The organism is Burkholderia sp. Bp8992 (genome assembly GCF_003853705.1).
GTDB lineage: Bacteria > Pseudomonadota > Gammaproteobacteria > Burkholderiales > Burkholderiaceae > Burkholderia.
The window spans coordinates 1-23,217 of sequence record NZ_QTQI01000044.1 but is presented as its reverse complement, the minus strand read 5'-3'; the positions used below and the strand labels follow the sequence as shown (position 1 = coordinate 23,217).

The 23,217-nt window shown below is 64.6% G+C and carries 21 protein-coding genes and 1 tRNA gene; 5 read left to right on the top strand and 17 right to left on the bottom strand.

Features of this window, described 5'->3' with window-relative positions; all coding sequences use genetic code 11:
- The first annotated feature begins 22 nt into the window (after positions 1-22).
- Positions 23-1,390, top strand: coding sequence for an MFS transporter (locus DIE03_RS36155; protein ID WP_124456875.1), 1,368 nt, complete (start codon positions 23-25; stop codon positions 1,388-1,390).
- On the top strand, positions 1,377-2,426 hold the full coding sequence (locus DIE03_RS36150; RefSeq protein WP_124456874.1) for a beta-propeller fold lactonase family protein: 1,050 nt from the start codon (positions 1,377-1,379) through the stop codon (positions 2,424-2,426). The genes DIE03_RS36155 and DIE03_RS36150 overlap by 14 nt, the downstream gene beginning before the upstream one ends.
- A gap of 21 nt (positions 2,427-2,447) precedes the next feature.
- Here DIE03_RS36150 and DIE03_RS36145 read toward each other — a convergent pair whose 3' ends face one another.
- On the bottom strand, positions 2,448-3,485 hold the full coding sequence (locus DIE03_RS36145; protein WP_124456873.1) for an AraC family transcriptional regulator: 1,038 nt from the start codon (positions 3,483-3,485) through the stop codon (positions 2,448-2,450).
- 200 nt (positions 3,486-3,685) lie between these two features.
- On the opposite strand from DIE03_RS36145, the gene DIE03_RS36140 reads away from it, so the two are divergent.
- Complete coding sequence (locus DIE03_RS36140; RefSeq protein WP_124456872.1) at positions 3,686-4,795, top strand: fatty acid desaturase; 1,110 nt, start codon at positions 3,686-3,688, stop codon at positions 4,793-4,795.
- Between the two features lie 9 nt (positions 4,796-4,804).
- On the opposite strand, the gene DIE03_RS36135 is transcribed toward DIE03_RS36140, so the two are convergent.
- The 6 genes from DIE03_RS36135 to DIE03_RS36110 form a co-directional block, all read right to left on the bottom strand.
- On the bottom strand, positions 4,805-5,425 hold the full coding sequence (locus tag DIE03_RS36135; RefSeq protein WP_124456871.1) for an HAD family hydrolase: 621 nt from the start codon (positions 5,423-5,425) through the stop codon (positions 4,805-4,807).
- Between the two features lie 103 nt (positions 5,426-5,528).
- A complete protein-coding gene (locus DIE03_RS36130) occupies positions 5,529-6,401 on the bottom strand; it encodes a hypothetical protein (RefSeq protein WP_124456870.1) in 873 nt (290 codons plus the stop codon).
- Between the two features lie 51 nt (positions 6,402-6,452).
- A complete protein-coding gene (locus tag DIE03_RS36125) occupies positions 6,453-7,109 on the bottom strand; it encodes a TerD family protein (RefSeq protein WP_124456869.1) in 657 nt (218 codons plus the stop codon).
- A gap of 99 nt (positions 7,110-7,208) precedes the next feature.
- Entirely contained in the window at positions 7,209-8,225 is a 1,017-nt protein-coding gene (locus DIE03_RS36120; RefSeq protein ID WP_124456868.1) for a DUF475 domain-containing protein, read from the bottom strand.
- Between the two features lie 44 nt (positions 8,226-8,269).
- Complete coding sequence (locus tag DIE03_RS36115; RefSeq protein WP_124456867.1) at positions 8,270-9,010, bottom strand: VWA domain-containing protein; 741 nt, start codon at positions 9,008-9,010, stop codon at positions 8,270-8,272.
- A 27-nt stretch (positions 9,011-9,037) separates the two neighbouring features.
- Complete coding sequence (locus DIE03_RS36110; RefSeq protein ID WP_124456866.1) at positions 9,038-10,135, bottom strand: toxic anion resistance protein; 1,098 nt, start codon at positions 10,133-10,135, stop codon at positions 9,038-9,040.
- Positions 10,136-10,243: 108 nt separating this feature from the next.
- On the opposite strand from DIE03_RS36110, the gene DIE03_RS36105 reads away from it, so the two are divergent.
- Entirely contained in the window at positions 10,244-10,519 is a 276-nt protein-coding gene (locus DIE03_RS36105) for a hypothetical protein (protein ID WP_124456865.1), read from the top strand.
- A 44-nt stretch (positions 10,520-10,563) separates the two neighbouring features.
- Here DIE03_RS36105 and DIE03_RS36100 read toward each other — a convergent pair whose 3' ends face one another.
- From DIE03_RS36100 to DIE03_RS36070, 7 genes are all read right to left on the bottom strand, one after another.
- Positions 10,564-11,901, bottom strand: a complete 1,338-nt coding sequence (locus DIE03_RS36100; RefSeq protein WP_124456864.1) for a virulence factor — start codon at positions 11,899-11,901, stop codon at positions 10,564-10,566.
- A 46-nt stretch (positions 11,902-11,947) separates the two neighbouring features.
- On the bottom strand, positions 11,948-12,211 hold the full coding sequence (locus DIE03_RS36095) for a PAAR domain-containing protein (protein WP_060966367.1): 264 nt from the start codon (positions 12,209-12,211) through the stop codon (positions 11,948-11,950).
- Positions 12,212-12,220: 9 nt separating this feature from the next.
- The gene (locus DIE03_RS36090) at positions 12,221-13,702 is read right to left on the bottom strand and encodes a virulence factor (protein WP_185658298.1); all 1,482 of its coding nucleotides are present in this window, start codon (positions 13,700-13,702) and stop codon (positions 12,221-12,223) included.
- On the bottom strand, positions 13,699-15,960 hold the full coding sequence (locus DIE03_RS36085) for a hypothetical protein (RefSeq protein WP_124456863.1): 2,262 nt from the start codon (positions 15,958-15,960) through the stop codon (positions 13,699-13,701). The genes DIE03_RS36090 and DIE03_RS36085 overlap by 4 nt, the downstream gene beginning before the upstream one ends.
- Before the next feature lie 23 nt (positions 15,961-15,983).
- Positions 15,984-18,761 (bottom strand): type VI secretion system Vgr family protein, encoded by a 2,778-nt coding sequence (locus DIE03_RS36080; RefSeq protein WP_124456862.1) that lies wholly within the window; start codon positions 18,759-18,761, stop codon positions 15,984-15,986.
- 235 nt (positions 18,762-18,996) lie between these two features.
- Positions 18,997-19,410, bottom strand: a complete 414-nt coding sequence (locus DIE03_RS36075; RefSeq protein WP_124456861.1) for a hypothetical protein — start codon at positions 19,408-19,410, stop codon at positions 18,997-18,999.
- Positions 19,411-19,455: 45 nt separating this feature from the next.
- On the bottom strand, positions 19,456-20,085 hold the full coding sequence (locus tag DIE03_RS36070; RefSeq protein ID WP_124456860.1) for a LysE family translocator: 630 nt from the start codon (positions 20,083-20,085) through the stop codon (positions 19,456-19,458).
- Between the two features lie 330 nt (positions 20,086-20,415).
- Here DIE03_RS36070 and DIE03_RS36065 point away from each other — a divergent pair.
- Positions 20,416-20,506: transfer RNA gene (locus DIE03_RS36065), tRNA-Ser, on the top strand.
- Positions 20,507-20,578: 72 nt separating this feature from the next.
- Here the strand turns inward: DIE03_RS36065 and DIE03_RS36060 are convergent.
- The 3 genes from DIE03_RS36060 to DIE03_RS36050 form a co-directional block, all read right to left on the bottom strand.
- Positions 20,579-22,594: a sodium:solute symporter family protein gene (locus DIE03_RS36060; RefSeq protein ID WP_124456859.1), complete on the bottom strand. Its 2,016-nt coding sequence runs from the start codon at positions 22,592-22,594 to the stop codon at positions 20,579-20,581.
- Between the two features lie 3 nt (positions 22,595-22,597).
- Positions 22,598-22,942 (bottom strand): DUF4212 domain-containing protein, encoded by a 345-nt coding sequence (locus DIE03_RS36055; RefSeq protein WP_124456858.1) that lies wholly within the window; start codon positions 22,940-22,942, stop codon positions 22,598-22,600.
- A gap of 83 nt (positions 22,943-23,025) precedes the next feature.
- The coding region (locus DIE03_RS36050; RefSeq protein WP_148092913.1) for an AMP-binding enzyme at positions 23,026-23,217 on the bottom strand (192 nt) is incomplete at its 5' end.

Below are 23,217 nucleotides of genomic sequence, written 5' to 3'. Positions count from 1 at the left end.
CGCCGCCCGACCGGAGACACCCTTGAACCCGCCCTCGCCCGCCCTGTCCGGCCGCGACCCGCTCGCGTCCGCCGTCTCGAAAGTGAAGTGGCACGTGCTGCCGCTCGTGCTGATCATGTTCATCGCGAACTACATCGACCGCGTGAACGTCGGCTTCGTCGATCGCCACCTCGAAGCGTCGATCGGCATCGGCGCTGCCGCGTACGGACTCGGCGCCGGGTTGTTCTTCGTCGGCTATGCGCTGTTCGAAGTGCCGTCGAACCTGCTGATGCAACGCTACGGCGCACGCGTGTGGCTCGCCCGCATCATGGCGACGTGGGGCATCGTCGCGGCCGCGATGGCGTTCGTGTGGAACGACACGTCGTTCTACACGCTGCGCTTCCTGCTCGGCGCGGCCGAGGCCGGCTTCTTCCCCGGCGTCGTGCTGTACCTGTCGCAATGGCTGCCACCGCAGGAGCGCGGCAAGGCGATGGCGATCTTCCTCGGCGGCTCCGCGTTCGCGTCAGTGCTGTCCGGGCCGGTGACCGGCGCACTGCTGTCGATCCGCGGCTTCGGCCTCGAAGGCTGGCAGTGGATGTTCCTGATCGAAGGGCTGTTCTCGGTCGCGCTGTGCGGCGCGAGCTGGCTGCTGCTGAAATCGCACATCCGCGACGCGACGTGGCTCACGGCCGAAGAGCGCACGGCGCTCCAGAACGCGCTCGACGAGGAACGCGCGGCACGCGACGTGCGCTCGAACGTGCCGGTGCGCGCCACCGCGCTGCTGCGCGACCCGCAGATCATGCTGTTCTGCTTCCTGTACTTCTCGATCCAGCTGACGATCTACGCGGCCACGTTCTGGCTGCCGACGATCATCCGCAAGATGGGCGGCCTCACCGATTTCCAGGTCGGCCTGTACAACACGATTCCGTGGATGATCGCGATCGGCGCGATGTACGGCTTCGCGGTGCTGTCGTCGAAGTGGCGGCATCCGCAGCGCTGGCTCGCGTGCGCGCTCGTGCTCGCCGCCTGCGGGCTGTTCGCGTCGACGTCGCACGACCCGGTGTGGTCGTTCGCGTCGATCTGCTTCGCCGCGCTCGGTTTCAAGGCCGCGTCGTCGCTGTTCTGGCCGATCCCGCAGGGCTATCTCGACACACGCGTGGCCGCGGCCGTGATCGCGCTGATCAACTCGGTCGGCAACCTCGGCGGCTTCGTCGCGCCGACGGCCTTCGGCTATCTGAAGCAACATACGGGTTCGATCACGGGCGGCCTGTATGCGCTCGCGATCGCTTCGCTCGTCGCCGCGGTCGCCGCGCTGTTCGCGCGCACGCACCGGCGCAGCGATCCGCCGCGTGGCCTGCCGGCCGACGCATCCTTCACGAACGCTTCGATGCTCCGCCATGCCGAACACTGACCGCTTGACCGTCGTCGTCTCGAATGCCGTCGACGGCGACCTCGCCACGTTCTCCCTCGCCGGCGACGGCACGCTCGCGCCGCTCGCGCGCTATCCGGCCGCCGACGTCGCGATGCCGATCGCCGTGCAGGCCGACCACACGCGGCTCTACGTCGCGACGCGCGGCGAACAGCCGACGATCGTCGCGTTCCGCATCGCTGCGGCCACGGGCGCGCTCGCACGCATCGGCACGACGGCGATCGACGCGAGCCATGCGTACCTGTCGCTCGACCGCAGCGGCCGCTGGCTGCTCGGCGCGTCGTACGGCGGGAATTCGCTGAGCCTCTACGACGCCGCGCGCGTGCGCGACGGCGACGGCACGCCGCTGCAGGTCGCGAGCGGCATCGCAAATGCGCATGCGGTGATCGTGTCGCCCGACAACCGTTTCGCGTACGTCAGCTCGCTCGGCTCGGACCGCCTGTTCGGCTTCGCGCTCGTCGAGGATGCGGCCGGCCTGCGTGCGGTCGAACATGGCGAAACGCGCGTGCCGGCCGGTTTCGGCCCGCGTCACCTGCGGTTCGCGGATGACGGCCGCACGCTCATCGTCGTCAGCGAATTCCAGGCCACGCTCGCGACCCTGGCACGCGACCCCGATACCGGCAGGCTCGGCGACGCCCACGTGAGCGCGCGCCATCCGGCCGTCGCCGAACTCGCGCCGGGCCATGCGCGCCCGCCCGCGCCCCTCGAACCGTCCGTGTGGGCAGCCGACCTGCACCTGACGCCCGACGAACGCTTCGCGTATGTCAGCGAGCGCACGTCGAGCCGGCTGCTCTGCTATCGCCGCGACGAGGACGGATCGTTCGAACCCGCACACGCGACGGCGACCGAGACGCAGCCGCGCGGGTTCGCGATCGATCCGTCGGGACGCTGGCTCGTCGCCTGCGGCGAACAGTCGGAACACGTGGCGGTGTACGCGATCGCTCCGGACGACGGCGCGCTGACGCCGCACGCGCGCGTGCCGGGCGGACGCGGCGCAAACTGGATCGCGATCGTGTGAAGCCGCGGCCGGTGCAGGCGTTCAGCGTCGCTCGCTCGGCGCGACGCCCGTCCAGCGCTTGAATGCGCGCGTGAAATTGGCGCGGTCCGTATAGCCGACACGCGCCGCGATCTCGTCGACCGGCAGGCGCGTGCCCTCGAGCAGCCGCAGCGCATCGCGCAGCCGGATTTCGTCGAGCAGCGCCGAATAGGTCGCGCCGTACTCGGCGAGCTTGCGCTTGAGCGTGCGCGCCGACACGTGCAGCTCGCGCGCGACGTCGTCGACCGACGGATAGCCGCCATCGCCGCAGATCAGCAGGTTGCGCACGCGCTCGACGATGCTCTCCGCATAGCCGAGCCGCGCGAGTTCGGCCTCGCACTGCTGGACGATCATCTGCGCGGTCTGCGCGTTCGCGGTGCCGATCGGCTCGTCGAGCAGCGCGGCGTCGCAGCGGATGCGGTTCGCGCTCGCATCGAAATGGCAGCGAGGCAACCGCGCGCGATAACGCTCGAACCACGGCGGCTCGGACCATTCGAAATGGAGTTCGGCACGCGACTGCAGCGTGCGGCCCGGCATCGGATACAGCAGCGAATTGAACAGGATCGCGGTCTCGACCAGGAAGTTCTCGACCGCGAACTGGCGCAGCCGCCCAAGCGGAAACGCTTCGAGCACGTCGATATCGACGATCCCGTCGAGCTGCGCGAGCCGCACCGAGAAGAACGGCACGCGCGTCGGCAGGTAGCGGATGCCGAGCGCGATCGCCTCGCCGAGCGTCGCGCAGCTCATCAGCCCGAAGCCGATCAGCCCCGCTTTTGTCAGGCTGCTGCGCAGGCCGATCTCGATCGCGATCGACGGGTCGTCCGTCGCGTCGAGCAGGTTGAACACGATCGCCGCCTGCTGCAGCGGCGTGATGCGTGCATCGGGCTGCGCGAGCCGGTCGCGCTCGACGCCCGAGCCGGCGAGAATGCGCCCGCCGTCGATGCCGCGCTCCTCGGCCAGCATCAGCATGAACAGCGCATACGCGGACGACACCGTCGCCTTGTTCAGCTGGCGCGCGGCATCCGGGACGGACAGGGCCATGCGGCGGACTCCGGAGCGGTTTCGGCGGATTGTAGCGTCGCTGGCCCGCAATGACACCGCGGCGGCACTCTAGCCGGACGGCCAACGTGGCCCGAAATGACACCGTCATTGGCACCGCCGGCCCTCGCGCGCGGTCCGGCGGGCGCCTATGCTTGTCACATCGGCATTGCGCCCTACTCTTTCCGCACGGATCCCGGTCGATGAGCCAACCCGCACGAACCGTCTTTCGAAACGATGCAGACAAGGTCGCGTACGTCCGCCGCGAGGTCAACGCCGCGAGCGACGCGATCCGCGCGCGTTACCCGCTGCTCGACAACCAGAACCTCGTCGGCGCGACCGTGATGGCCGTGTCGGTGAGCGCGATGCTCGCGATCGCGTGGCTGTATGCGCGCGGCGCGCTCGCGTGGTACGTCGCGCTGCCGCTCGCCGCGTTCGTCACGTCGCTGATCCACGAACTCGAGCACGACCTGATCCACCTGATGTACTTCAAGAAGACGCCGTGGGCCTATCACCTGATGATGGCGCTGTGCTGGCTCACGCGGCCCGGCACGATCAACCCGTGGACGCGGCGGCGCATGCACCTGCATCACCACAAGGTGTCGGGCGGCGAATCGGATCTCGAGGAATTCGGCATCACCAACGGCGAACGCTGGGGCGTGAAGCGCCTGCTGATGATCGCCGACGGCATGCTCGCCGTCGTGCTGCGGCCGGCCGCGATGCGCCGCAAGGTGAAGCAGTACGTGGCCGCGCAGCCGGTGCAGGATCCGTCCGAGCGGCTGCAGCTGCGCGTCGAACAGGTGTCGTCTTACATGCCGGTCGGTCACGTGTACTACGTGCTGTGGCATGCGTTCATCGTCTATCACGCCGGCCTGTTCGCGCTGCATGCGCTCGGCTATACGGTGACGGTGCCGGCGGTCGTCGTGCGCGCGATGAGCGTCGTCGACTTCCTCGCGGTGGTGTGGCTCGGGCCGAACTTCCTGCGCAGCTTCTGCATCAACTTCGTCAGCTCGAACATGCATTACTTCGGCGACATCGATTCGCGCAACGTGATCCAGCAGACGCAGGTGCTGAACCCGTGGTGGATGGTGCCGTTCCAGCTGTTCTGCTTCAATTTCGGCAGCACGCACGCGATCCATCACTTCGTGGTGCGCGATCCGTTCTACATCCGGCAACTGACCGCGCGCACCGCGCATGCGGCGCTGCGCGAAGTCGGCGTGCGCTTCAACGACACCGGCACGTTCGCGCGCGCGAATCGCTGGGGCGGTGATCGGCCGCAGCGCGGCACGCGCCAGGCACCGGCAGACGCGTGACGCGCTGAATCAAGCGCCGATCGGCGGCATCGGCCCCTGCCCGCGGATCCACGACCAGTTCGCGAGCTCGGCCATTTCCTTGTCGCCGCGGCTGTCGCCGTACGCGAACAGCTGCTTCGGCGGCTGGTTGCCCCACCACCCGCGCAGCCGCACCACTTTCTGCGGCCCCCAGCAGTTCTCGCCGTCGAGGCGACCGGCGAAGGTGCCGCGCTCGAACGCGAGCCGCGTCGCGAGCACGGCGTCGAAGCCGGCCGTCTTCGCCCACTTCTCCAGATACAGCGACGGCGACGCGCTGACCAGCACGACTTCATGCCCGCGCGCCCGATGCTCGCGAATGCGCTCGAGCATTTCCGGACGCACGAGGTTCGGCAGATAGGTATCGACGAACGTGCGCGCCTGCGCATCGAGCGCGTCCTCGCGGATCGGCCCGAATGCGAACGACGCGAACTTCGCCTTCGCGTCGCCGCGCGACAGCAGCCCGGCCTTCATCGCGACGATCCACGGCAGCGCGCGCAGCCCGGCCCAGGCGAAGCGCGGCGTGCCGACCGCGTAGCGGACGAAATGGCGGAAGCTGTCGGTAGTCGTGATGGTGCCGTCGAAATCGAACGCGGCGACGATGCGGTCAGTCATGGAGAATCGGCGGGAAAGCGATGGGATGCCCGGGAAGATAGCAGACTCGCGGCGCCACGCGCGAAACGGCGCGACGCCGCGCCGCGGCCGCCGTGCCGTTTGCTCAGCGCTGCGGCCGTGCGGCCAGCGCCGCCGGCAACACGACGTTCATCAGGTGATCGGCGCGCGACAGCAGATCGGTCACGCGCTCGTCGAGCCCGCGCAGTTGTGCCGGCTGCATCCGGATCTGCTGGACGGCCTGCCCGACGATGTTGCGGCGGTCGAACAGCGTGCGCTCGACACCGGCGTCGTCCGGCGCACGCACGACGTCCGACACCGCGCTCAGCGCCGCGAGCACGACCACGAGGTTTTCTTCCGCATGGCGGACCTTCGCGGCGAGTTCCTCGGTACGGCGTGGAAAGAACCCGAGCGACTGTTTGAGCGCGCCGATCGCCGCGCGGTAGTCGACCTGCCCCGACGCCGCGCCGAACCAGCGTTCGAACATGCCGGCCTTGCGCGTCGCCTGCGCGAGCATGCCGGCCATCATGTCGGCTGCGCCAAGTTCGTTGAATTCGCGCGTCGTCGCCGCGACGGCTTCGACGAGGTTGCCGGCCGCTTCCAGCGCGCCGTCGCCGATCGTCGCGACCGTCGCGAGCTTCAGCGGCACCAGTTGCCGGATGTGCCGCTCGATGCGCGGCGCGTAGTCGGGATAGAGATTCGGGAAGCTGGCCTGCGCGGCGCGGAAGCAGGCTTCGAGCTGCGGATGATTCGATTCGCCGAACAGTGCGCGGCCGATCGCGTCGACGGGCGGCGCCTGAACGCCTTTCCCTGACACGGGCGCCGGCCCGAGGTCGAGCGCCTGCGGCGCGGGCCGCTCGGGCGCACGCACGGGCGGCGCACCGGCCGCGGCCGGCGCGTCGAACGCAAGACGCCCGGGCGTGGGCTCGGGCGTCGTATCGAACTCGAGCCGCTTCGGCTCGCCGGACGGATTCGTCATCGCTGCTTCCTGCCCGGCGCGGCGCTGCTCCCCACGCCGGGCTGCCGCCAGTCAGACCGCGCCGCCGTACGCGCGCACGAAATCGCCGAGGCCGCGGTTGTAGCCGGCGCCGACAGCCTTGAACATGAAGTGGCCGTCGCGGCGATAGAAGCTGCCGACCTGCACCGACGTCTCCATCGAGAAGTCTTCCTCGAGCGCGTATTTCGCGATCACCGCGCCCGTCACCTCGTCGGCGATCTGGATGTAGCTGTTGCGCACCTGCCCGAAATTCTGGCGGCGTGCTTCGGCCTGGTCGATCGTCACCACCACCGAGATTTCCTCGATGTCGGCCGCGAGCTTCGTCATGTCGATGAAGATCACTTCGTCGTCGCCGGCGCCGCTGCCCGTGCGGTTGTCGCCGCTATGCACGACGCCCAGGCACTTCGACGCCGGCATCCCGCGCTTCGGGAAAGCGTCGCCCGGCTGGATGAAGGTTTCCTTGCGCTCCATCGTGCGCACTTCGCTGTTGTAGAACACGAAGTGCTGATCCGAGATCAGCTTCGGATTGCTCTGTTCGTCGTACTTGCACAGGAACACCGACACGTCGAGATCGAAGTCCGTGCCCGTGTCCGTCGCGTTCGCGTCCCAACCAAGACCGATGCGGAATTTCTGCGTGCCGGGCGCCTCCTTCGACAGGTTGACGCGACCGCCTTTCGACAAATTGATCATCTGAACCTCTTCTGCTGGAACCGCCGTTGCGCCGGCGGCAATGCCGGGCCGCCCGGTGCGGCCCTTCGTTGATGGCTTTCGTGCCGCGCGTGACCGCGCTTATTTGCCGGCGACCGCGGTGCGGTCTTCCCGGCGTTGCACGACGATCGACGACCACACGGCCGCGGCGATCATCGCCGCGCCGATCAGGCCGGTGACGACTTCGGGCACCTCGAACTTCACGCCCAGGAACATGATCGTCGCGAGTGCACCGATCGCCCAGAACGCGCCGTGCTCGAGAAAGCGGTACTGCGCGAGCGTGCCCTTCTTCAGCAGCACCAGCGTCATTTCCCGGATGTAGGCCGCGCCGACGCCGAGGCCGAGCGCGATCAGGAAGATGTTGTTCGACAGTGCGAACGCGCCGATCACGCCGTCGAAGCTGAACGACGAATCGAGCACTTCCAGATACATGAAACCCGCGACGCCTTCGCGCACCACGCGCGTGCCCGTGTCCTCACCGCCGACCAGGTCGCCCACGCCGTGCGCGATCACGAAGCCGATCACGCCGAACGCGCCCGCGAGCAGGAAGCTGACCTGCTCGGCCGCCGGCACGTAGAACGACGCGACGATCACGATCGCGAGCGTCAGCGCCACTTCCAGCGCGGTGATGCGGCCGAGATGGCGCATCGGGCCTTCGAGGAAGCCGATCCAGTGCTCGTCCTTCTCGGTGTCGAGCATGAACTTGAAGAACACCATCAGCAGGAACGCACCGCCGAACGCCGACACCTCGTGATGTGCGGACGTCAGCACCGCCGCGTACTTGTCCGGCGATTCGATCGCGAGCGTCAACGCGTCCCACAGGCCGATGTGGCCGATCACCGCGACGATCAGCAGCGGGAACACGAGCCGCATGCCGAACACCGCGACCGGCAGGCCGAACACCATGAAGCGGTTGCGCCACTTCTCCGACCAGTTCTTGAGCACCGAGGCGTTGACGACCGCGTTGTCGAGCGACAGCGAAATTTCGAGCACGCACAGGACCGCGACGATCAGCATGTCCTTCACGCCGCCGAGGAGATAGGCCGCGATCAGCGCGAGCGCCGTGAGCGACAACGGGATCTTGAAGTCTTTCAACATGATGGGGGTAATCGAGTTCAGAAAAAGGGGCGTACGGGCCGCGCTTACTTCGCGCGCACCCAGTCGCAGAATTCCTGCGTGATCAGCTGTTCGTAGATCTGTTCGTCGCTGATATTCAGCGATTCGAGATGCAGGAAGCCGACGTTCGGCATTTCGCCCGCGATTTCCGCGAGGAAGCCGAATTCGCTCGGATCGCCGACGCCGACCAGCGACCAGTACAACGGGAAATGCTGCGACTCGGCCAGCAGCTGGCGCACGCGCTTGCGGTCGTTCTTCGGGTTCTGGCCGTCGGTGACGAACAGCACCCACGCGGGCAGATGGCCGTTCGCCGGTGCGGAGGCGGCCGGCGCGGACGTGTCGTCCGCACTGCCGAACAGCCGGCTCAGGAAGCCGCGCCTGGCTTCGCGCTTCGGCTCCGGCGCGCGGAAGAAGAAGTCGACGATGTCGTTCATCACCGGCGCATACTGCGTGCCGCCCCACTTCTCGATCCGCGCGTCGAGCACGTGATCGGAGATGTACGAGCCGTAGTTGTCCGGCGTCGCGGTCGGCAGGCGGTCGTAGCCTTCGGTGAAGGTCCACGTGTCGACTTCGCCGTTGTCGTCGAACTTCAATGCGATGCCGAGGATCCGGTCGTGCGTCTCCTGGATCACGCCCGACTGGTACAGCGGCTTCGCCGAACCGGAGATGTCGAGCGCCGCGCCGACGCGCACGACGGGCGGCTTCAGGATCTGGCGTTTTTCGAGGACGATCGCGACCTTCGCCGCGCGTTTCTCAAGCGTAATCATGCGGTGTTCTCTCGGTTCTCTTGGTTATCAGTTCTGCTTCGGAGCGAATCGGGTGATCAGGTCCTGTTCGAGCTGGCGCAGGCGCGGCGCGTCCTGTTCGCGCTGGCGGCGGCCGTCGGCGATGATCTGCGTGATGTCGTCGAACGCGCCGAACAGCTGCTGCTGCGCGTATTCGAACGTGTCGGTCGAGATCACCGGACGCTGGCCGAGCTTCGCGACTTCCTGCGCGTTCTGGCGGTTCAGGTCGGCCTGCGCGCGGATCGCCTCGTCGGCCGCGTCGTACGTCGCATTCGCGAGTGCCGCCGCGCGCTTCGTGCTGAGCTGTTCGAGGTAGAGCGCGAACGCGTTGGTCCACGCGGGGATCAGCACGGTCTTGATCGTCATGAACTTCGACGTCAGCGTGCGTTTCTGGTCCTGCTCCATCCGGATCTGCGGCGCGAGCTGCTTCGACATCAGCATCGCGCGGTCGAGGTCGTCGAGCTTGCTTTCGAGCGCGTCGACCTTGCGCTTCACGTCGAGCAGGCGCTGCGCGGCGAACGCGTCGTCCGCCGGCTGCTGGCCGGCCGCGAGGTGCGCGCGCAACGTGGCGAGTGCCGTTTCGCCATGCGCCTTCGACTGCGCAAGCTCCTGGTGCAGCGCGTAGTTGTCGTTGTACATCCGCTCGAGCTCGTCGATGCCGGCCTTCTGGCGCTGCGCATGGTTTTCGAGCTCGACGACGAGCGTGTCCATCCGCTTGCTCACCGACTCGTATTGCGACAGCAGCTTCTCCTTGGTCGAGCGGAACAGCCGCGTGACCTGCGTGAGCAGCCCGCCCTTGTCGGCGCCGCGCGGGTCCAGCCCCTTCGCGGTCGCGATCAGTTCGTTGAGCTTGTCGCCGAACTGGTCGGCATCCGACGCGCGGACGCTCGCGAGAATCTGCTGGGAAAAGGCGGCGATCCGCGTGCCCTGCGTCGCGCCGAGCTGGTCGATCTCGTCGACGGTGATCAGGCGCGCGTGCTCCGTCGGCTGGGCGGCCGGTACGACGACGTTGGCGACGGCGGCAGGCACCGCGACGGGTGACGAAGACGGAATGGAAGGACGATCGCTGACCGCATCGGATTTCTTGTCGTCGAATAGCGGCTTCATGTGGCTACCACGTTTCCTTTTCTGCTTTTTGCTACGTGTTGGCGTGCGCGCAACGCGCGCTTCCGCGATTGCCGTCGTGCTCTCTCACGGGCGGCAGACGGACAATAAATGGCGACGGTGCGGCACGTCAAGCCGAGTAAATCTTTCATTTTCCATACGATATGTAATGTATACGAGAAAAATCCCGATGCCGCTTTTGGTGGCGCGGGTGCAAATGCCTTGATGGAGCGAGATTCCGGATTTCCGGGCAGGTGCCGGCAACGAACAATCGAAAGTATTTTGAAAGAATTTGCTTCTCGCTATTCCGCTGATTGTTACAGATTGCTTAATGCCGGGAGGGTGTCGTCGCAACGCACCGTCGGCGGTGCATCCGCCGATGCTTGACGGGCGGACATGCAATGTATTGCCGCAGTCGCCTGCGCGAGGTCCTACTCCGAATAGCCTTGCGACGCTGGACGCGCATCGTGACGGCGGCCCCACCACGGCAAGTACGCGTTGTTTTCGCCGCGTGCGCGGAACCAGTTCTTGCCGGCATCGATCGGTGTCAGCTTCGATGGCGCGACCACCACCGCTGCCGTCGGATGCTCGGCGTCGGTCGTTCCCGCCACGAGCACGTTTCCACCGAGGTGATTCGCGCGGCCGATCGCGAGTGCCACATTGGTCAACGCTGAACCGGCACCCATGTCACCGAGCAGTGCCGTCGTATTGAAGGTTTCGCCGCGGAGGTCGCTTTCCGGCACGGCTTCCGCGAGGCCTTGTGAAAGGGACGCAGCCCTTGCCGAAGCGACCGCGCTGCCCTTGCCCGCATCGTGGACAACGTAGTTCAGCGACGAGGCCGTGACGCCCGCGTTGCCTGCCGCCGCATCGATCGTCGACTTCCATGCGTGCACCGCGCGGCTCCCGCCTTGCTTTGCGTCGAAAGCCTGGACGCTGCCTTGCGACGCCTTGCCGATCCATGCCAACGGTTCGCGCTCGGTCTTCAGATCGGGGCCGGCGAGGAACAACACCACCATGTTCTCGTTGATCTGTTCGTCCTGCGGGGGAAAACCTGGTGCGTCCCAGTTCATCACCCATGCGCTTTTGTCGGGGTGCGCAGCGAGGTAGTCCAGCGCGGCGTTCAGCGACGTGAAGCCGGCATTCTCCCGACCCGACGTCACGTGCACATCGGGCGGCGTGTCGTGGATCCATAGATTTTTTGCGGAGGGGTTGCCGATTTCATACATATTTACCATCTCGTCACGCAAGAACGCTCCGGCGCCTTCTGGGTCGAGCCGGCCGGCAGGAAGTGCGAGTTCGACACGCACCCCGGCAAGTTCACGCCACTCTCGCTTGTACTTCGAGCCGATGGTGTAAAAATAATCGGGGTTCATCACGTAGCGCGTCCGAAACAACACGAGAAGTTCGCGTACATATTTTTTATAGAAACCCACGAACGACTCACGCCCCCACCGCCCATCGGCGACGATGGAAACCGCCTGCAAGGTCGAGTATTTTTTTGGGTTTGTGCGAACCATGTCGTCGTTGGCATTCGGTTTCACCAACCCGAGCGTCCACAGCAATTGCCACTCGGTCGGATAGTCACGACGCTGCAGCGGATTGAGCCATTCAAGTCCGACGACTTGAGCAACAAACGGCGCGGCGGACGCACCTTCGACGGATTGCGTCGATGCGGCGCGCGTCTCAGCCCGCAATGGCGAGCCCGACAAGAGTGTCGCTACGACGATCGGGACGCACCCGATACGTCTGGCAAGCATGAAGCCGTTCATGAATATCCCGATCGAACCGGCCGATCCAGAGCGCCGGTTCAGCAATTCATTCCCGCCCGGACGACGCCAGACTCGAAATCAGCGTCGCGCCACACGAGGTCTTGTGCCCATCGAATGCAGCGGGTTTGCCGTCGACGATGACCTGCGGATCGCCTTCGGCGATAAAGCAGGCCTGATGGCCCGTGATCGGACAGACACACGTATCACCGAGCCGCGCAACCGGCCGTCCCATCACTTCGCTGACCGCGCTGCCGGTTACGACCTGCCCGCCGTGGCTCGTTGCGTCGCCGACTCGAATGATTCCGCGCATGCGCGCTCCTTATTTTGAGTAGCCTTGAGTCGTAGGACTCGCATCGTGACGACGTCCCCACCAAGGCAGATAGGCGTTGTTTCCGCCGCGTGCGCGAAACCAGTTCTTAGTTGCATCGATCGGCGTCAGTTTCGAAGGCGCGACCACAACCACCGCTGTCGGGTGCTCGGCGTCGGACGTTCCAGCTACGAGCACATTTCCACCGAGGTGATTCGCTCGGCCGATTGCCAGCACCACATCGGTCAGCGCTGCGCCAGCCCCCATGTCACCGAGCAACGCCGACGTATTGAAGGTCTGCGTACGGAAATCGTATTCCGGCAGGACTTCCGTCAGCGTCTGCGACAGCGACGCAATGCGTGTCGACGCAGCATCGCTGCCCTTGCCCGCGTCGTGCACGATGTAATTCAATGACGACACCGGCACGCCTGCGTTACTCGCAGCCGTATCGATCGTCGACTTCCATGCCTGCACCGCGCGGCTCGCACCTTGCTTGGCCTCAAAATCCTTGACGTTGCTTCGAGCGGCTTTACCGATCCACGCCAGCGGATCGCGCTCGGTCTTCAGATCCGGGCCGGCAAGGAACAGCACCACCATGTTCTCGTTGATCTGTTCGTCGTTCGGCGGGAAACTCGGTGCATCCCAGTTCATCACCCATGCACTCTTGTCAGGATGCATAGCGAGATAGTCCAGCGCGGCGTTCAGCGATGTGAAGCCGGCATTGCCGTGCCCCGTCGTCACGTGCACATCGGGCGGTGTGTCGCGGCTCCATAGATTCTTTGCAGCCGGGTTGCCGATTTCGAATATATTGACAATGTGATTGCGCAGATATGACGCAGCCGATGCAGGCTCAATTCGTTCGGAAGGAATAGCCAACTCCACATGCATGCCAGCCAACTCACGCCACTTTCTTTTGTCATCCGAGCTCACGGTGTAAAAATAATCTTCGCCCGTAAAATATGGAACCCGGAAGAGCAGCAATAATTTATCGACATATTTCCCATAAAATCCAGCAAATGATTCACTTCCTCCGTTACCATCCGCAACGATGGAAATTGCCTGCAACGTCGAATATTTCTTCGGATTCGTTCTAACCATATCATCGTTGACATTTGGCTTGACCAGCCCAAGTGTCCACAATATTTGCCACTCGGTAGGGTAGTCCCTGCGTTGGAGGGGATTCATCCATCCAAGCCCTACAACCTGCGCAACGAAAGGCTTGGATGAACTGGTCCCAGCTATCGGGACTGCCTTATCGGCCGATGAGGCGGCCATCGCGCGAGGAGCAGCAATCAGTGTTGCGAACGCAAATACCATGATTGCCACGAGCCCCGGGACCAGCACCAATCGTTTCATCAGATTACCCATACCCAATAACTCCCCTGCCGGCTTGCCAGACGAAATCAATATCAAAAACGATGCCCCTAAAGCAAAAAACAACGCGAGGCTCGCAACTCCGACTCGACGCGGCCAGGTCGCGATGACCGCCCTCATAAAATACCTCCCAACTTCATGAAAAAGCCGCCATCTCGCTCATCATAAATTTTCCCCGGCATCGCGGCACCTTCGTCCTTTTTAACCCAGTCAGGCAAAAATAGATCGCCGTGCTTGCCAGTATTTATATAATTCATCAAATGGAAATTAGGATCACCCGACTTGGAATCACTGGCAAATCTCCAATCAGCTTGAATTCTGATATATTTGAAATCATCTTCAGTCAAATAGCAAAGCCCAATTGCCACATCATAAGCCAACGCCTTTTCAGCATGATCCTTGTTGGTCATGATGGTCGAATGGTTAGTGGGGTTATTCTTGTCCCCGCCGTTCAGAATCTGGAATATCTCGTTGTTCCGCCATTCGGTATAGTCAGCACTCGCTGCCTCCGGATTGTCCTCCCCGATCACATTTCCTTCCTTGTCGACCCAGCGACGATTTCCGGACCTTCTCGCTTCCATCCGGAGAATGGAATGATCCTCGTATCGCTGCGCAGCTTCGGATGCGGCATCGCCCTGCGCTTTCAGCGCGTCACCCTCGGTCGCGAACTTTTCCGACTTGGCGTCGAAGTTGTCGTATGGATCGTCATCCCGCTTGTTTTCCTTGTTGGCGTCACGCCCAGCCGACGGTGGATCGTAACCCTCGTTGAAGCGCCCTTCCTCAATCGGTTTCCCTTGCGCATCGCAAGCGCCCGATGGTTTGCCATAGCGGAACGCCTGCGGAAGGAAGCGAGTCTCCTTGTCGAGCATCGGTGCCGTAATCGGGATTTCCCAGTCTTTGGGTGGATCGGCATTGACCGCCATGTTCGTCAAATTGAACAGGTAGAGGACGGGGCTCGTGGCAATCGTGAAAAACTGCGGGAGCCACCATCCATTAGAATGAACACCTCGTCCAAGACCATACCGCGCAGGCGGTGATGGCGGATACCAGAAACCTTCCTTCTGATTCTTGTCCTTGCGCCAGTCATCCTGCCAATACCGGTAGAGCTTGTTCTCGCCGCCCACCTCGTAATTCGATGCAAACACGCGTTGCGAAAAAACGCCCCACGCGTTCGTCGCACTGATTTCATCGACACTCATCCCGCGCCAGCCGATTCCCTGAACGGTCAAGGCGGAAATGACCTGATCGTGCGGGCAGCAGTACAGCGTCACTCTCCCGTAAGTGTTTTTCTGGTACAACCCGTGCGCCTCCCGGTCCTTGGCTGCGCTATACGGTTTGCCCCCGTTCTTCGACGGTCTCGCGTTTTCCATCGCGCGATCGAGATCCTCCGCGGGCATCTCCAGCTCGGCCCGGGCACGCAGGATATCGAAGTACTCCCTCAGCGTTTCCTTACGCGCGACATAGGTCTCGCGCCCCACGTGCCCGTTTTTGTCGCGCACCCCACGCTGGGCCCATGAGTCGGTCATGTTGGCCTCGACGAGACTGTACGGGGGATTGGCGAGAACATAGGTATCTGCGACGCAGCGCCCTTTCTTGCCCCATTGATCCGTCACCTCGGGCAAGCGGTCTCCAAGAAATGCAGCGGCAAGGCCGATCATGTTTCCCTGGCTGTGGCAAACGATCGTGATCGGCGCGTCGGCCTGTCGCTTGCGGATCGACTCGACCAAGCGTGCCAGCCGCAGGGCGCCAAGCACGCCGTAAGTGCGCGGTGGCGTGGAGTAGATTTTTCGATTGCCGATGCCATTCATGTGCTGAACGGTCAGCCACAGAAAGAGCCGATCGTTCAACCCGTCGTTCCACAGATCCGGCAGACTCGAACACCCGCCCGCGAACGGGCCGCCACCCCAGTAATTCTTCTCGTTGAGCATGATCTTGTCGCCATACTCCTTCAGCTCCACTGCGTTGGCGGCATAGCCCCACCGGAAGTGGATGACGGGCGAAAAGGACGGATCGGGCTTGATGTACGTCTTCGACGACATTTCCGGATTCAGGAACCCATCCGGCGTCAGGCTTTCGATATAGCTGACCGGCGTCATCTGCCCGGCCACCGGCCCGCAATGGAACAACTGATCGTCATATCGCCCCATGCGCCGGTTCAATCCGTCACACAGCCCCTGCTCGGCGTCCTTGAACCATTCGCCCTCGGAATTCACCCCGTGCACGAAAATGACGACGCCCGGCAGCGGCATCTGCATCACGCATTCGAGGTCGTTGCGATTGAACAGCGTCGTCCCCAGTCCACCGCCCACCGAAGTCTGCGACGGGTCGTCCGTCGACGTTTGCCCGCCCGGGTTCTGCGCAAAGTTGTAGTTGAACATGTTGTTTTTCTTGAAGACTCAGCTCAGGTTCTCGACTTGAAAAAGCGAACCGCCAATTGTTCGAACTGATCGCTGCTGACCGGCGCCAGCTTGCCTTGCGCATCGGTCTTCCCCTTGATCAACTCTCCCGACGCCTTTCGCACTTCGGCTTCCATGCCCTCGACCGGCTGCCCGTCAGTGGCCCGGACCAACTTCGGCACGCGCCCCAACGAGCCTTGGTCGAACTTCGGAAAGTCGGCGCTCATGCTCGCCGGCCCGGCCCACGTATGCGACGCGGACTTGACGGTGAAACTCCCCGGACACCCGAGCTCGATATCGCCGCCATGCAGCTTCAGATACGCGCCGCCCGACGTCACGAACACGACCTGCTCGCTGGCCATGCCCGCGAGCTTTCCGCCCCCCGCCGTCATCTGGATATTCTTCGCCGAATCGATCTGCGTATCGTCGTTCTGGCTCTGCAGCGCCACCTTCCCCCGGTTGGCGATTGCCGACACGCCTTCGCTGTGCGCGAACATCGCCACGCCATGCCCGGCCTGCAGGTTGATCCGCTGACCACTCGTATACTGCAGGTGGTTCTGCGCGACGACATCGACATTGCCGCCCGCATGGGTCGTGACGGTCTTCGGCGTCGCCATGCTGATGCCGGCCGGCGCGGTGATGCCGATCGCGGCCATCGACGCGCCTGACGACTCACCGCCGCCGGACTCCCCGCCGTTCGGCCAGCCTTTCACCGTGGTCATGAGTGCATCGTGCGGCTGCGTGTCCGGCGCGACGCCCTGGTGCTGGCCCGCATAGTCGCCGAGGCTCTTGAACAGTTCGACGCATTCCTGCATCAGTTGCAGATACTCGTCCCGCGCAAGGTGGCCGTCGCTCGCGCGCAGCCGCTCCCACGCCGAAATCAGCATCGCCTTGCCGCTGCGAATCGCCACGTGCGCATCGCTGCGCAGCTCGGCGCCCTCGCCGCGCGCCGCGCCCTGCCCGTTGTCGCGCGGCTGCGTCAGATAGCCGAGGTTCAACTGACTGTACGCATGCTCGCTCGCCAGCTGACTGCTGATCTGCCCGGGCGTATCGTCGAAGCGGATCTGGTTGTACCGCTGCCCCTTGATTTCCTTCGTCTTCGTGCCCGACAGGTAGCGGTTGCCCGGCAGCGCGCCGGTATGGCTGAAGGTCGCCGGCATGTTGGGCCCGTTGGCCAGCACGCCCATCACGACGAGCCGGTCCGGATCGCCGCCGATATGACCGATCAGCACCTCCATGCCAACGCGCGGCAACGTATTCGCGCCGAAATTCGGCCCGGCGAGTGCGCAGGCGACGCGCACCGGCGCACTGTCGGACGGCGTGCCGCTCGTGCCGGCACCCTGTGCGTGCGCATGATCGTCCGCGCTCAGCCCCTGGATCCGCACACGGATGCGGCCCATTTCATCGCAGAACACCTCCTCGCCCTCCGGGCCGACGACGACGGCCGTCATCGGATGGACGGGCGGCAGGTCGACGTGGGGGTCGTAGGCAGGCGTCAGCGGCACGCCGCGCCGCACGCAGGAGAAGGTGTTCTCGTAGCGCCTGTCGCTTTCATCGCCTGACGGGCTGCTCACGTTGGTCGGCACGGCATTGAACAGCACGCGGCTCGCCGCGAACAGCGACTGCGCGCGCTCGTTCAGTTCCTTCGGCAGGTTGTTCCGCACGCGATGATGAAGCGATGTGACGACGAACTGCCGCTGTTCGGCCGGCAAGGTATCGAGCAGCGGATGCTCGGCAAGCGCAAACCAATGGCCGACGGCCAGGTCGCGCACATTGCTCACGCCGTCGACGGATTCCGCACGCAGTTCGTGCGCAAGCATGCGGTCCTTGCCGATCCGGTCGAGATCGGACGACGAATCCCCCGCGTGCGGGATATCGATGACGGCATCGGCCAGCAAATGCCCGAGATTGTTGCCGCCGTCGCCCTGGTCGACGATCGTCGCCTGTTCCGTTTGCGACATCCGGCCGGTCTTGTAATCCCATGTCGGCCGGACGATCTTGCCCGGGATCAGGCTACGGCTCGTCGCCCAAAGCGTGATCGAGTCGCGCTCTTCAGTGGCCGCGTCGCGGTGATAGCGAACGGTACCGGCAACCGTCTCGGGCAACTTCATCGAGTCGTCGACAAAGACGAGCGTATGAACCGGCGTGTCGTGCGCGTTGCCGCTCACCCGCTCGCCGGCCTTGCCGGCCTTGACGAATACGGTCGCCCCCTCCCGTCGCAGCAGCCGCCGGATGAAGTGCGCGTCCGACTCGTTGACCTGCCGCGTGAGTTCACGCGCCGGGTAACGCTCGGCTTGCAGGCCGGACAGGTCGAATTCGAATGCGCCCGCCAGCGCCGAACTGCGCTGGCGCCACTCCTGAAGCAGCACGCCCAGAATGTCGGGCAGGTTCTTGGTGCGGAACAATCGGGAATTGGTTCGTCGCTCCATCACCGACAGCACATCGCGAATCGTCAACTGGTAACAGGTCAGCGAACCGTCCGACTGTCCGGTACGGACGTCGGTGACGATGCCGTTGATGGTGTGGAGACGCCCGCGATCGGTCGTCATCTCGACGGAGACCGGCAGCCCGATGAGGCTGCGGATCGGAAGATCGGCCCGTGCCGACACGCAGGTCAGATGCCCCTCGATGCCCGTCATCAACCCTTCGCGGATATCGGCGTACTGGAGCGCAAGCACCTGCTCGAGCGTCTTCTGTGCGGCCCCCCAGTTCATGCGAACCGGCCGATTGTTCTGATCGACCACCCCGGACGCAAACGTGCGTAGCAATTCGGCTGTATTCACAGCGTGACTCTCAGGATTTTGTTTGACTTCGTTGTTCGGCGAGCAATCACGCCCGCTGGTCCGTCCTGGGAGTGCCGCCCGTCTGGTTTTCGGCGAGCATAGCAAATTTGTCAGGTTGATGATGGTTTTTTGTCAGGATTTAGAATCCTTTTTGCAAAGCGACCGACCGGATTCGAATATTCACATTCTTTCGAATCGGCTCCACCCTCCAGCGGTACCCGACCGTCGTCCGGTGTCATCCCCGTACGTGCCGCATGCTCAATGCGGGCAAGACGAACGGCACCGCCAGATCACGAATCGTGAAATCCCATCGCCCGTCGATAGCAACGAACGTCGCGCTGAAATGGCGGTCGTCGGCCCAGATCAGGTCGTCCAGATGACACGACGCATACATCGCGCCGACCGTGCGCCGCGCGCGCACCTTCAGCGACTCCTTCGACACGAGCGTGAACGTAACGGCCTCCTCGAACGGGCAGTCGTAGTCGGTGACGAGCAGATACGCGGCCGGCGTCTCGAACTGGCGCAGCAGCACGTAGCCGGAAACGGCGAGCGCGGAACACACGCCATCGACAAGCACCCGCGTACGCGACGGCCACGTCTCATACGGCCCGTCGTGCGTCTCGAGCGCGAAGCGATCGACCGCCTTCATCGTCGCACCGGTGTCGGCGTGCCACTTCCTTTTGGCATCGCCGCTTCAGTGCGCGGCCTTCCGGTACAACGCGACGTACCCCGCGAGCATCAGCAGCAGCGACCCGCTGATGCGATTCAGCCACTTCTCCCCGGCTGCTTTCCACACGCGGACCGAATGCACGCCCAGCAGCGCGTAACCGGTCATCCCGATGACGTCGATCGCGACGATCGTCGCGGCGAGAATCGCGTACTGCGGCGCGATTGCGTGCGACCGGTCGACGAACTGCGGCAGCAGCGCGGACATGAACAGGTAGTACTTCGGGTTGCTCATCGCGACGAAAAAGCTCTTCAGGAAGGCGGTCCGGCGCTCGGGCGTCGCGGATACGTCTGCCTGTTGGACCGTGGAGCCACCGCTCGACATCAGCATCCGGATGCCGACGTACGCAAGCCACGCCGCGCCGAGCAGCTTCAGCGTCACGAATGCCGTTTCCGACGCATCGAGCAGCACACCGAGGCCGAACCCGACCAGCGCGACGAGCACGACGTCGGCCGTGACGGCGCCGAGCATGCCGACCATCGCGTGGCGCAATCCGTACCGCGAGCCGTTGCTCATCGCGAGCAGCACCGTCGGGCCGGGCGTCGCGACGCCGACGGACAGGATCAGGGCGAATGCGAGCAAGGTGGAGAGCGGCATGGCGTGGCGTTCCTTTTGAAAACGGCAGTGGGGCCGGCCGGCATCGTCAGGATTGGCCCCGGCCGATGCGTACGGTTTGTTGCGACGAATGCGGACTCGCATGATCGCATGTTCGTCCCGACGCCCGCTCGGCAGTTGGGCGCCGCTACCCGTCAAAGTCGCACCGCCCCCCGCGCACAACGCGGGCCTGGCGCCGCCGCTGTTCCGGTCGGCGGATATCTGACGCAGGTCGATCCGCGGTCGGTGTGGCTGTCGACGGCGACGGATTTTTGACGCAAGCGGAAGGGAGTGGCGGGCTGCCGCCAGAGTTTGCTATACTCTCGGTCTTCCGGAGAGATGGATGAGTGGTTTAAGTCGCACGCCTGGAAAGCGTGTATAGGTTAATCGCCTATCGGGGGTTCGAATCCCCCTCTCTCCGCCAGATTCCATGAAGCCCCTGATTTCCCGCGAAATCAGGGGCTTTTCATTTGGAGCGCCGGCACGCCCGGCCTCCTCACGGATGCCGAATGTAATCCACCAGCGCCCGCGTATACTCATCCGGCCGCTTGTCGCACAGACTCACCGCGATCGCCACCGCAAACCCCGCCGGCACGCCGAACACCCCTGAACTGATCGGCTCGATCCCGAACCACGTGCGCCCGGCGAACCCGGTCAGTTGCGTGAAGTACGGATAAGTCGACACGATGTAGTACACGCACACCGCCAACCCCGTCACCATCCCCGCAATCGCCCCGCGCGTCGTCGTGCGCTTCCAGAACACGCCGAGCACCAGCACCGGAAAGAAGCTCGATGCCGCCAGCGAAAACGCGGCACCGACGAGAAACAGGATCTTCCCCGTATTGAGCGACGCGACATACGACGCGAACAGCGCGACGCCGAGCAGCAGCACCTTCGAGATCGTCACGCGCCGCTGGCTCGATGCATCGGGCGCGACCATGCAGTAATAGACATCGTGCGACAGCGCGTTCGCGATCGTCAGCAGCAGGCCGTCCGCGGTCGACAGCGCCGCGGCCAGCGCACCGGCCGCGATCAGCCCCGACACGACGTACGGCAACCCCGCGATCTCCGGCGCGGCCAGCACGACCATGTCCGGCTGCATCTGGATCTCTGACCAGTGCACGATGCCGTCGCGAATCACCTCGACGACGCTGATGAGGTCCGGTTCGAAGTGGTGCCATTGCGTAACCCACGCCGGCAATTCCGCGAACGGCCGCCCGACGAGGTTCGCGAGGATCTCGTACTTGATCAGCACCGCGAGCACCGGCACGCTCAGGTAGAACAGCGCAATGAAGAACAGCGTCCAGCCGACCGAGCGCCGCGCCGACGCGACCGACGTGGTCGTGTTGTAGCGCGTCAGGATGTGCGGCAGGCTCGCGGTGCCGAGCGACAGGCACAGCAGCAGCGCGAGGAAATTGCGTTCGCGCGGCTTGCGCTCGTCTTCGCTCGCGGCGGGAAACGGCTCGTGCATCGGCACGGGCGGCTCGGCGCGCGCCAGCAGGTCGTCGCGCGCCTGCGTCCACGCAACGCGCGCCGCCGCCGGGTCGCGCGGGAAATCGGCCAGCTCGCGCTCGCGCAGGCTGATCTCGCGCAGCGGCCCGTTGTGGCGCCGCAGGTCGGCCAGCTGGTCGACGAGATGCCGGCGCGCGTCCGCATACGACGAAGGCAGCCGGTCGAGCTGCGTCTGGATACCGGCGGCCTGCCGGCGGTACGCATCGCGCACCTGCTGCTCGTCGGACGCATCGCGCACCTGCGCCTCGCGCGCCGCGACGCGCTCCATCAGCTTGCCGTAATTGAACTGCGGCACCGGGCCGAGCCCGTTCTTCATCGCGATCAGCGACACCGGAATCAGGATCGCGCTGATCAGGATGATGTACTGCGCGACCTGCGTCCACGTGACCGCGCGCATCCCGCCGAGAAACGAGCACACGAGAATGCCCGCGAGCCCGCAGAAGATCCCGATCGCGAAATCGACGCCGATGAAGCGCGTCGCGATCAGGCCAATGCCCTGGATCTGCGCGACCAGGTACACGAACGAACACAGGATCGCCGCGCCGGCCGCGAGCGCACGCACGGCCGTGCTCGAGAAGCGCGTGCCGAGGAAATCGGGAATCGTGTAGCGTGCGAGCTTGCGCACATACGGCGCGAGCAGGAACGCGACGAGGCAGAATCCGCCCGTCCAGCCCATCACGTAAGCGAGCGCGTCGTAGCCGGTCGCGTAAAGCGACCCGGCCAGGCCGATGAACGACGCGGCCGACAGCCAGTCGGCCGCCGTCGCCATCCCGTTGAACGCGGACGGCACGCGCCGCCCGGCCACGTAGTACTCGACGAGATCGGACGTGCGCGACAGCAAACCGATCACCGCATACACGGCGATCGGCACGAACAGGAACACGTAGCCGATCCACACGCCCGAGCCCGTCGCGCGCTCGATCCGCCACATCAGCAGCACAAACCCGAGAAACCCGAGCGTGTAGAGCGCGTACGCGCGGATCAGTCGATGCGTCAACATGAATCAGCGCCCGCCGTTCGCATTGCCGGCGTGCGCCGCATGATCGTCGTATGCGCGGCGCAGCATGCGGTCCGCGCGCTGCATCAGCCCGATGTAGACGACGATCAGCACGAGGTACACCAGAATCGCACCCTGCGCGCCGACATAGAACGGCAGGCTGAAGCCGGCGAAGCGGACGCCCGCGAGCGCGGGCCCGAAGAACGGCACGATGAACGACACCGAAAAGCCGATCACCATCAGCACCGCGATCAGCGCGACGTTGAAGCGCCAGTAGCGCGCGTGGGCACGCGCGAGCGGCTCGGGAACGGGCGGTGGCGCAGCAGGCGCCGAACGGGTCGGAACGGTCATGCCGTTATGTAGCAAAAAGCCCCTGCGCGGGCAATCCGGATTGCCGCGCAGGGGCTCGTGCGCGAGATGCGCAACCGGTACGATCAGCGCACTTCGGCGAGCTGTTCGAGGATGGCCGGATTCTCGAGCGTGGACGTATCCTGCGTGATCGCCTCGCCCTTCGCGAGCGAGCGCAGCAGGCGCCGCATGATCTTGCCGGAGCGCGTCTTCGGCAGGTTGTCGCCGAAGCGGATGTCCTTCGGCTTCGCGATCGGCCCGATCTGCTTGCCGACCCA

Bases quoted from the DNA above. Each gene is read 5' to 3' on its own strand.
- DIE03_RS36150 (WP_124456874.1), top strand. From the start codon at position 1,377: ATGCCGAACACTGACCGCTTGACCGTCGTCGTCTCGAATGCCGTCGAC.
- DIE03_RS36145 (WP_124456873.1), bottom strand. From the start codon at position 3,485: ATGGCCCTGTCCGTCCCGGATGCCGCGCGCCAGCTGAACAAGGCGACG.
- DIE03_RS36140 (WP_124456872.1), top strand. From the start codon at position 3,686: ATGAGCCAACCCGCACGAACCGTCTTTCGAAACGATGCAGACAAGGTC.
- DIE03_RS36135 (WP_124456871.1), bottom strand. From the start codon at position 5,425: ATGACTGACCGCATCGTCGCCGCGTTCGATTTCGACGGCACCATCACG.
- DIE03_RS36130 (WP_124456870.1), bottom strand. From the start codon at position 6,401: ATGACGAATCCGTCCGGCGAGCCGAAGCGGCTCGAGTTCGATACGACG.
- DIE03_RS36125 (WP_124456869.1), bottom strand. From the start codon at position 7,109: ATGATCAATTTGTCGAAAGGCGGTCGCGTCAACCTGTCGAAGGAGGCG.
- DIE03_RS36120 (WP_124456868.1), bottom strand. From the start codon at position 8,225: ATGTTGAAAGACTTCAAGATCCCGTTGTCGCTCACGGCGCTCGCGCTG.
- DIE03_RS36115 (WP_124456867.1), bottom strand. From the start codon at position 9,010: ATGATTACGCTTGAGAAACGCGCGGCGAAGGTCGCGATCGTCCTCGAA.
- DIE03_RS36110 (WP_124456866.1), bottom strand. From the start codon at position 10,135: ATGAAGCCGCTATTCGACGACAAGAAATCCGATGCGGTCAGCGATCGT.
- DIE03_RS36105 (WP_124456865.1), top strand. From the start codon at position 10,244: ATGGCGACGGTGCGGCACGTCAAGCCGAGTAAATCTTTCATTTTCCAT.
- DIE03_RS36100 (WP_124456864.1), bottom strand. From the start codon at position 11,901: ATGAACGGCTTCATGCTTGCCAGACGTATCGGGTGCGTCCCGATCGTC.
- DIE03_RS36095 (WP_060966367.1), bottom strand. From the start codon at position 12,211: ATGCGCGGAATCATTCGAGTCGGCGACGCAACGAGCCACGGCGGGCAG.
- DIE03_RS36090 (WP_185658298.1), bottom strand. From the start codon at position 13,702: ATGAGGGCGGTCATCGCGACCTGGCCGCGTCGAGTCGGAGTTGCGAGC.
- DIE03_RS36085 (WP_124456863.1), bottom strand. From the start codon at position 15,960: ATGTTCAACTACAACTTTGCGCAGAACCCGGGCGGGCAAACGTCGACG.
- DIE03_RS36075 (WP_124456861.1), bottom strand. From the start codon at position 19,410: ATGAAGGCGGTCGATCGCTTCGCGCTCGAGACGCACGACGGGCCGTAT.
- DIE03_RS36070 (WP_124456860.1), bottom strand. From the start codon at position 20,085: ATGCCGCTCTCCACCTTGCTCGCATTCGCCCTGATCCTGTCCGTCGGC.
- DIE03_RS36060 (WP_124456859.1), bottom strand. From the start codon at position 22,594: ATGTTGACGCATCGACTGATCCGCGCGTACGCGCTCTACACGCTCGGG.
- DIE03_RS36055 (WP_124456858.1), bottom strand. From the start codon at position 22,942: ATGACCGTTCCGACCCGTTCGGCGCCTGCTGCGCCACCGCCCGTTCCC.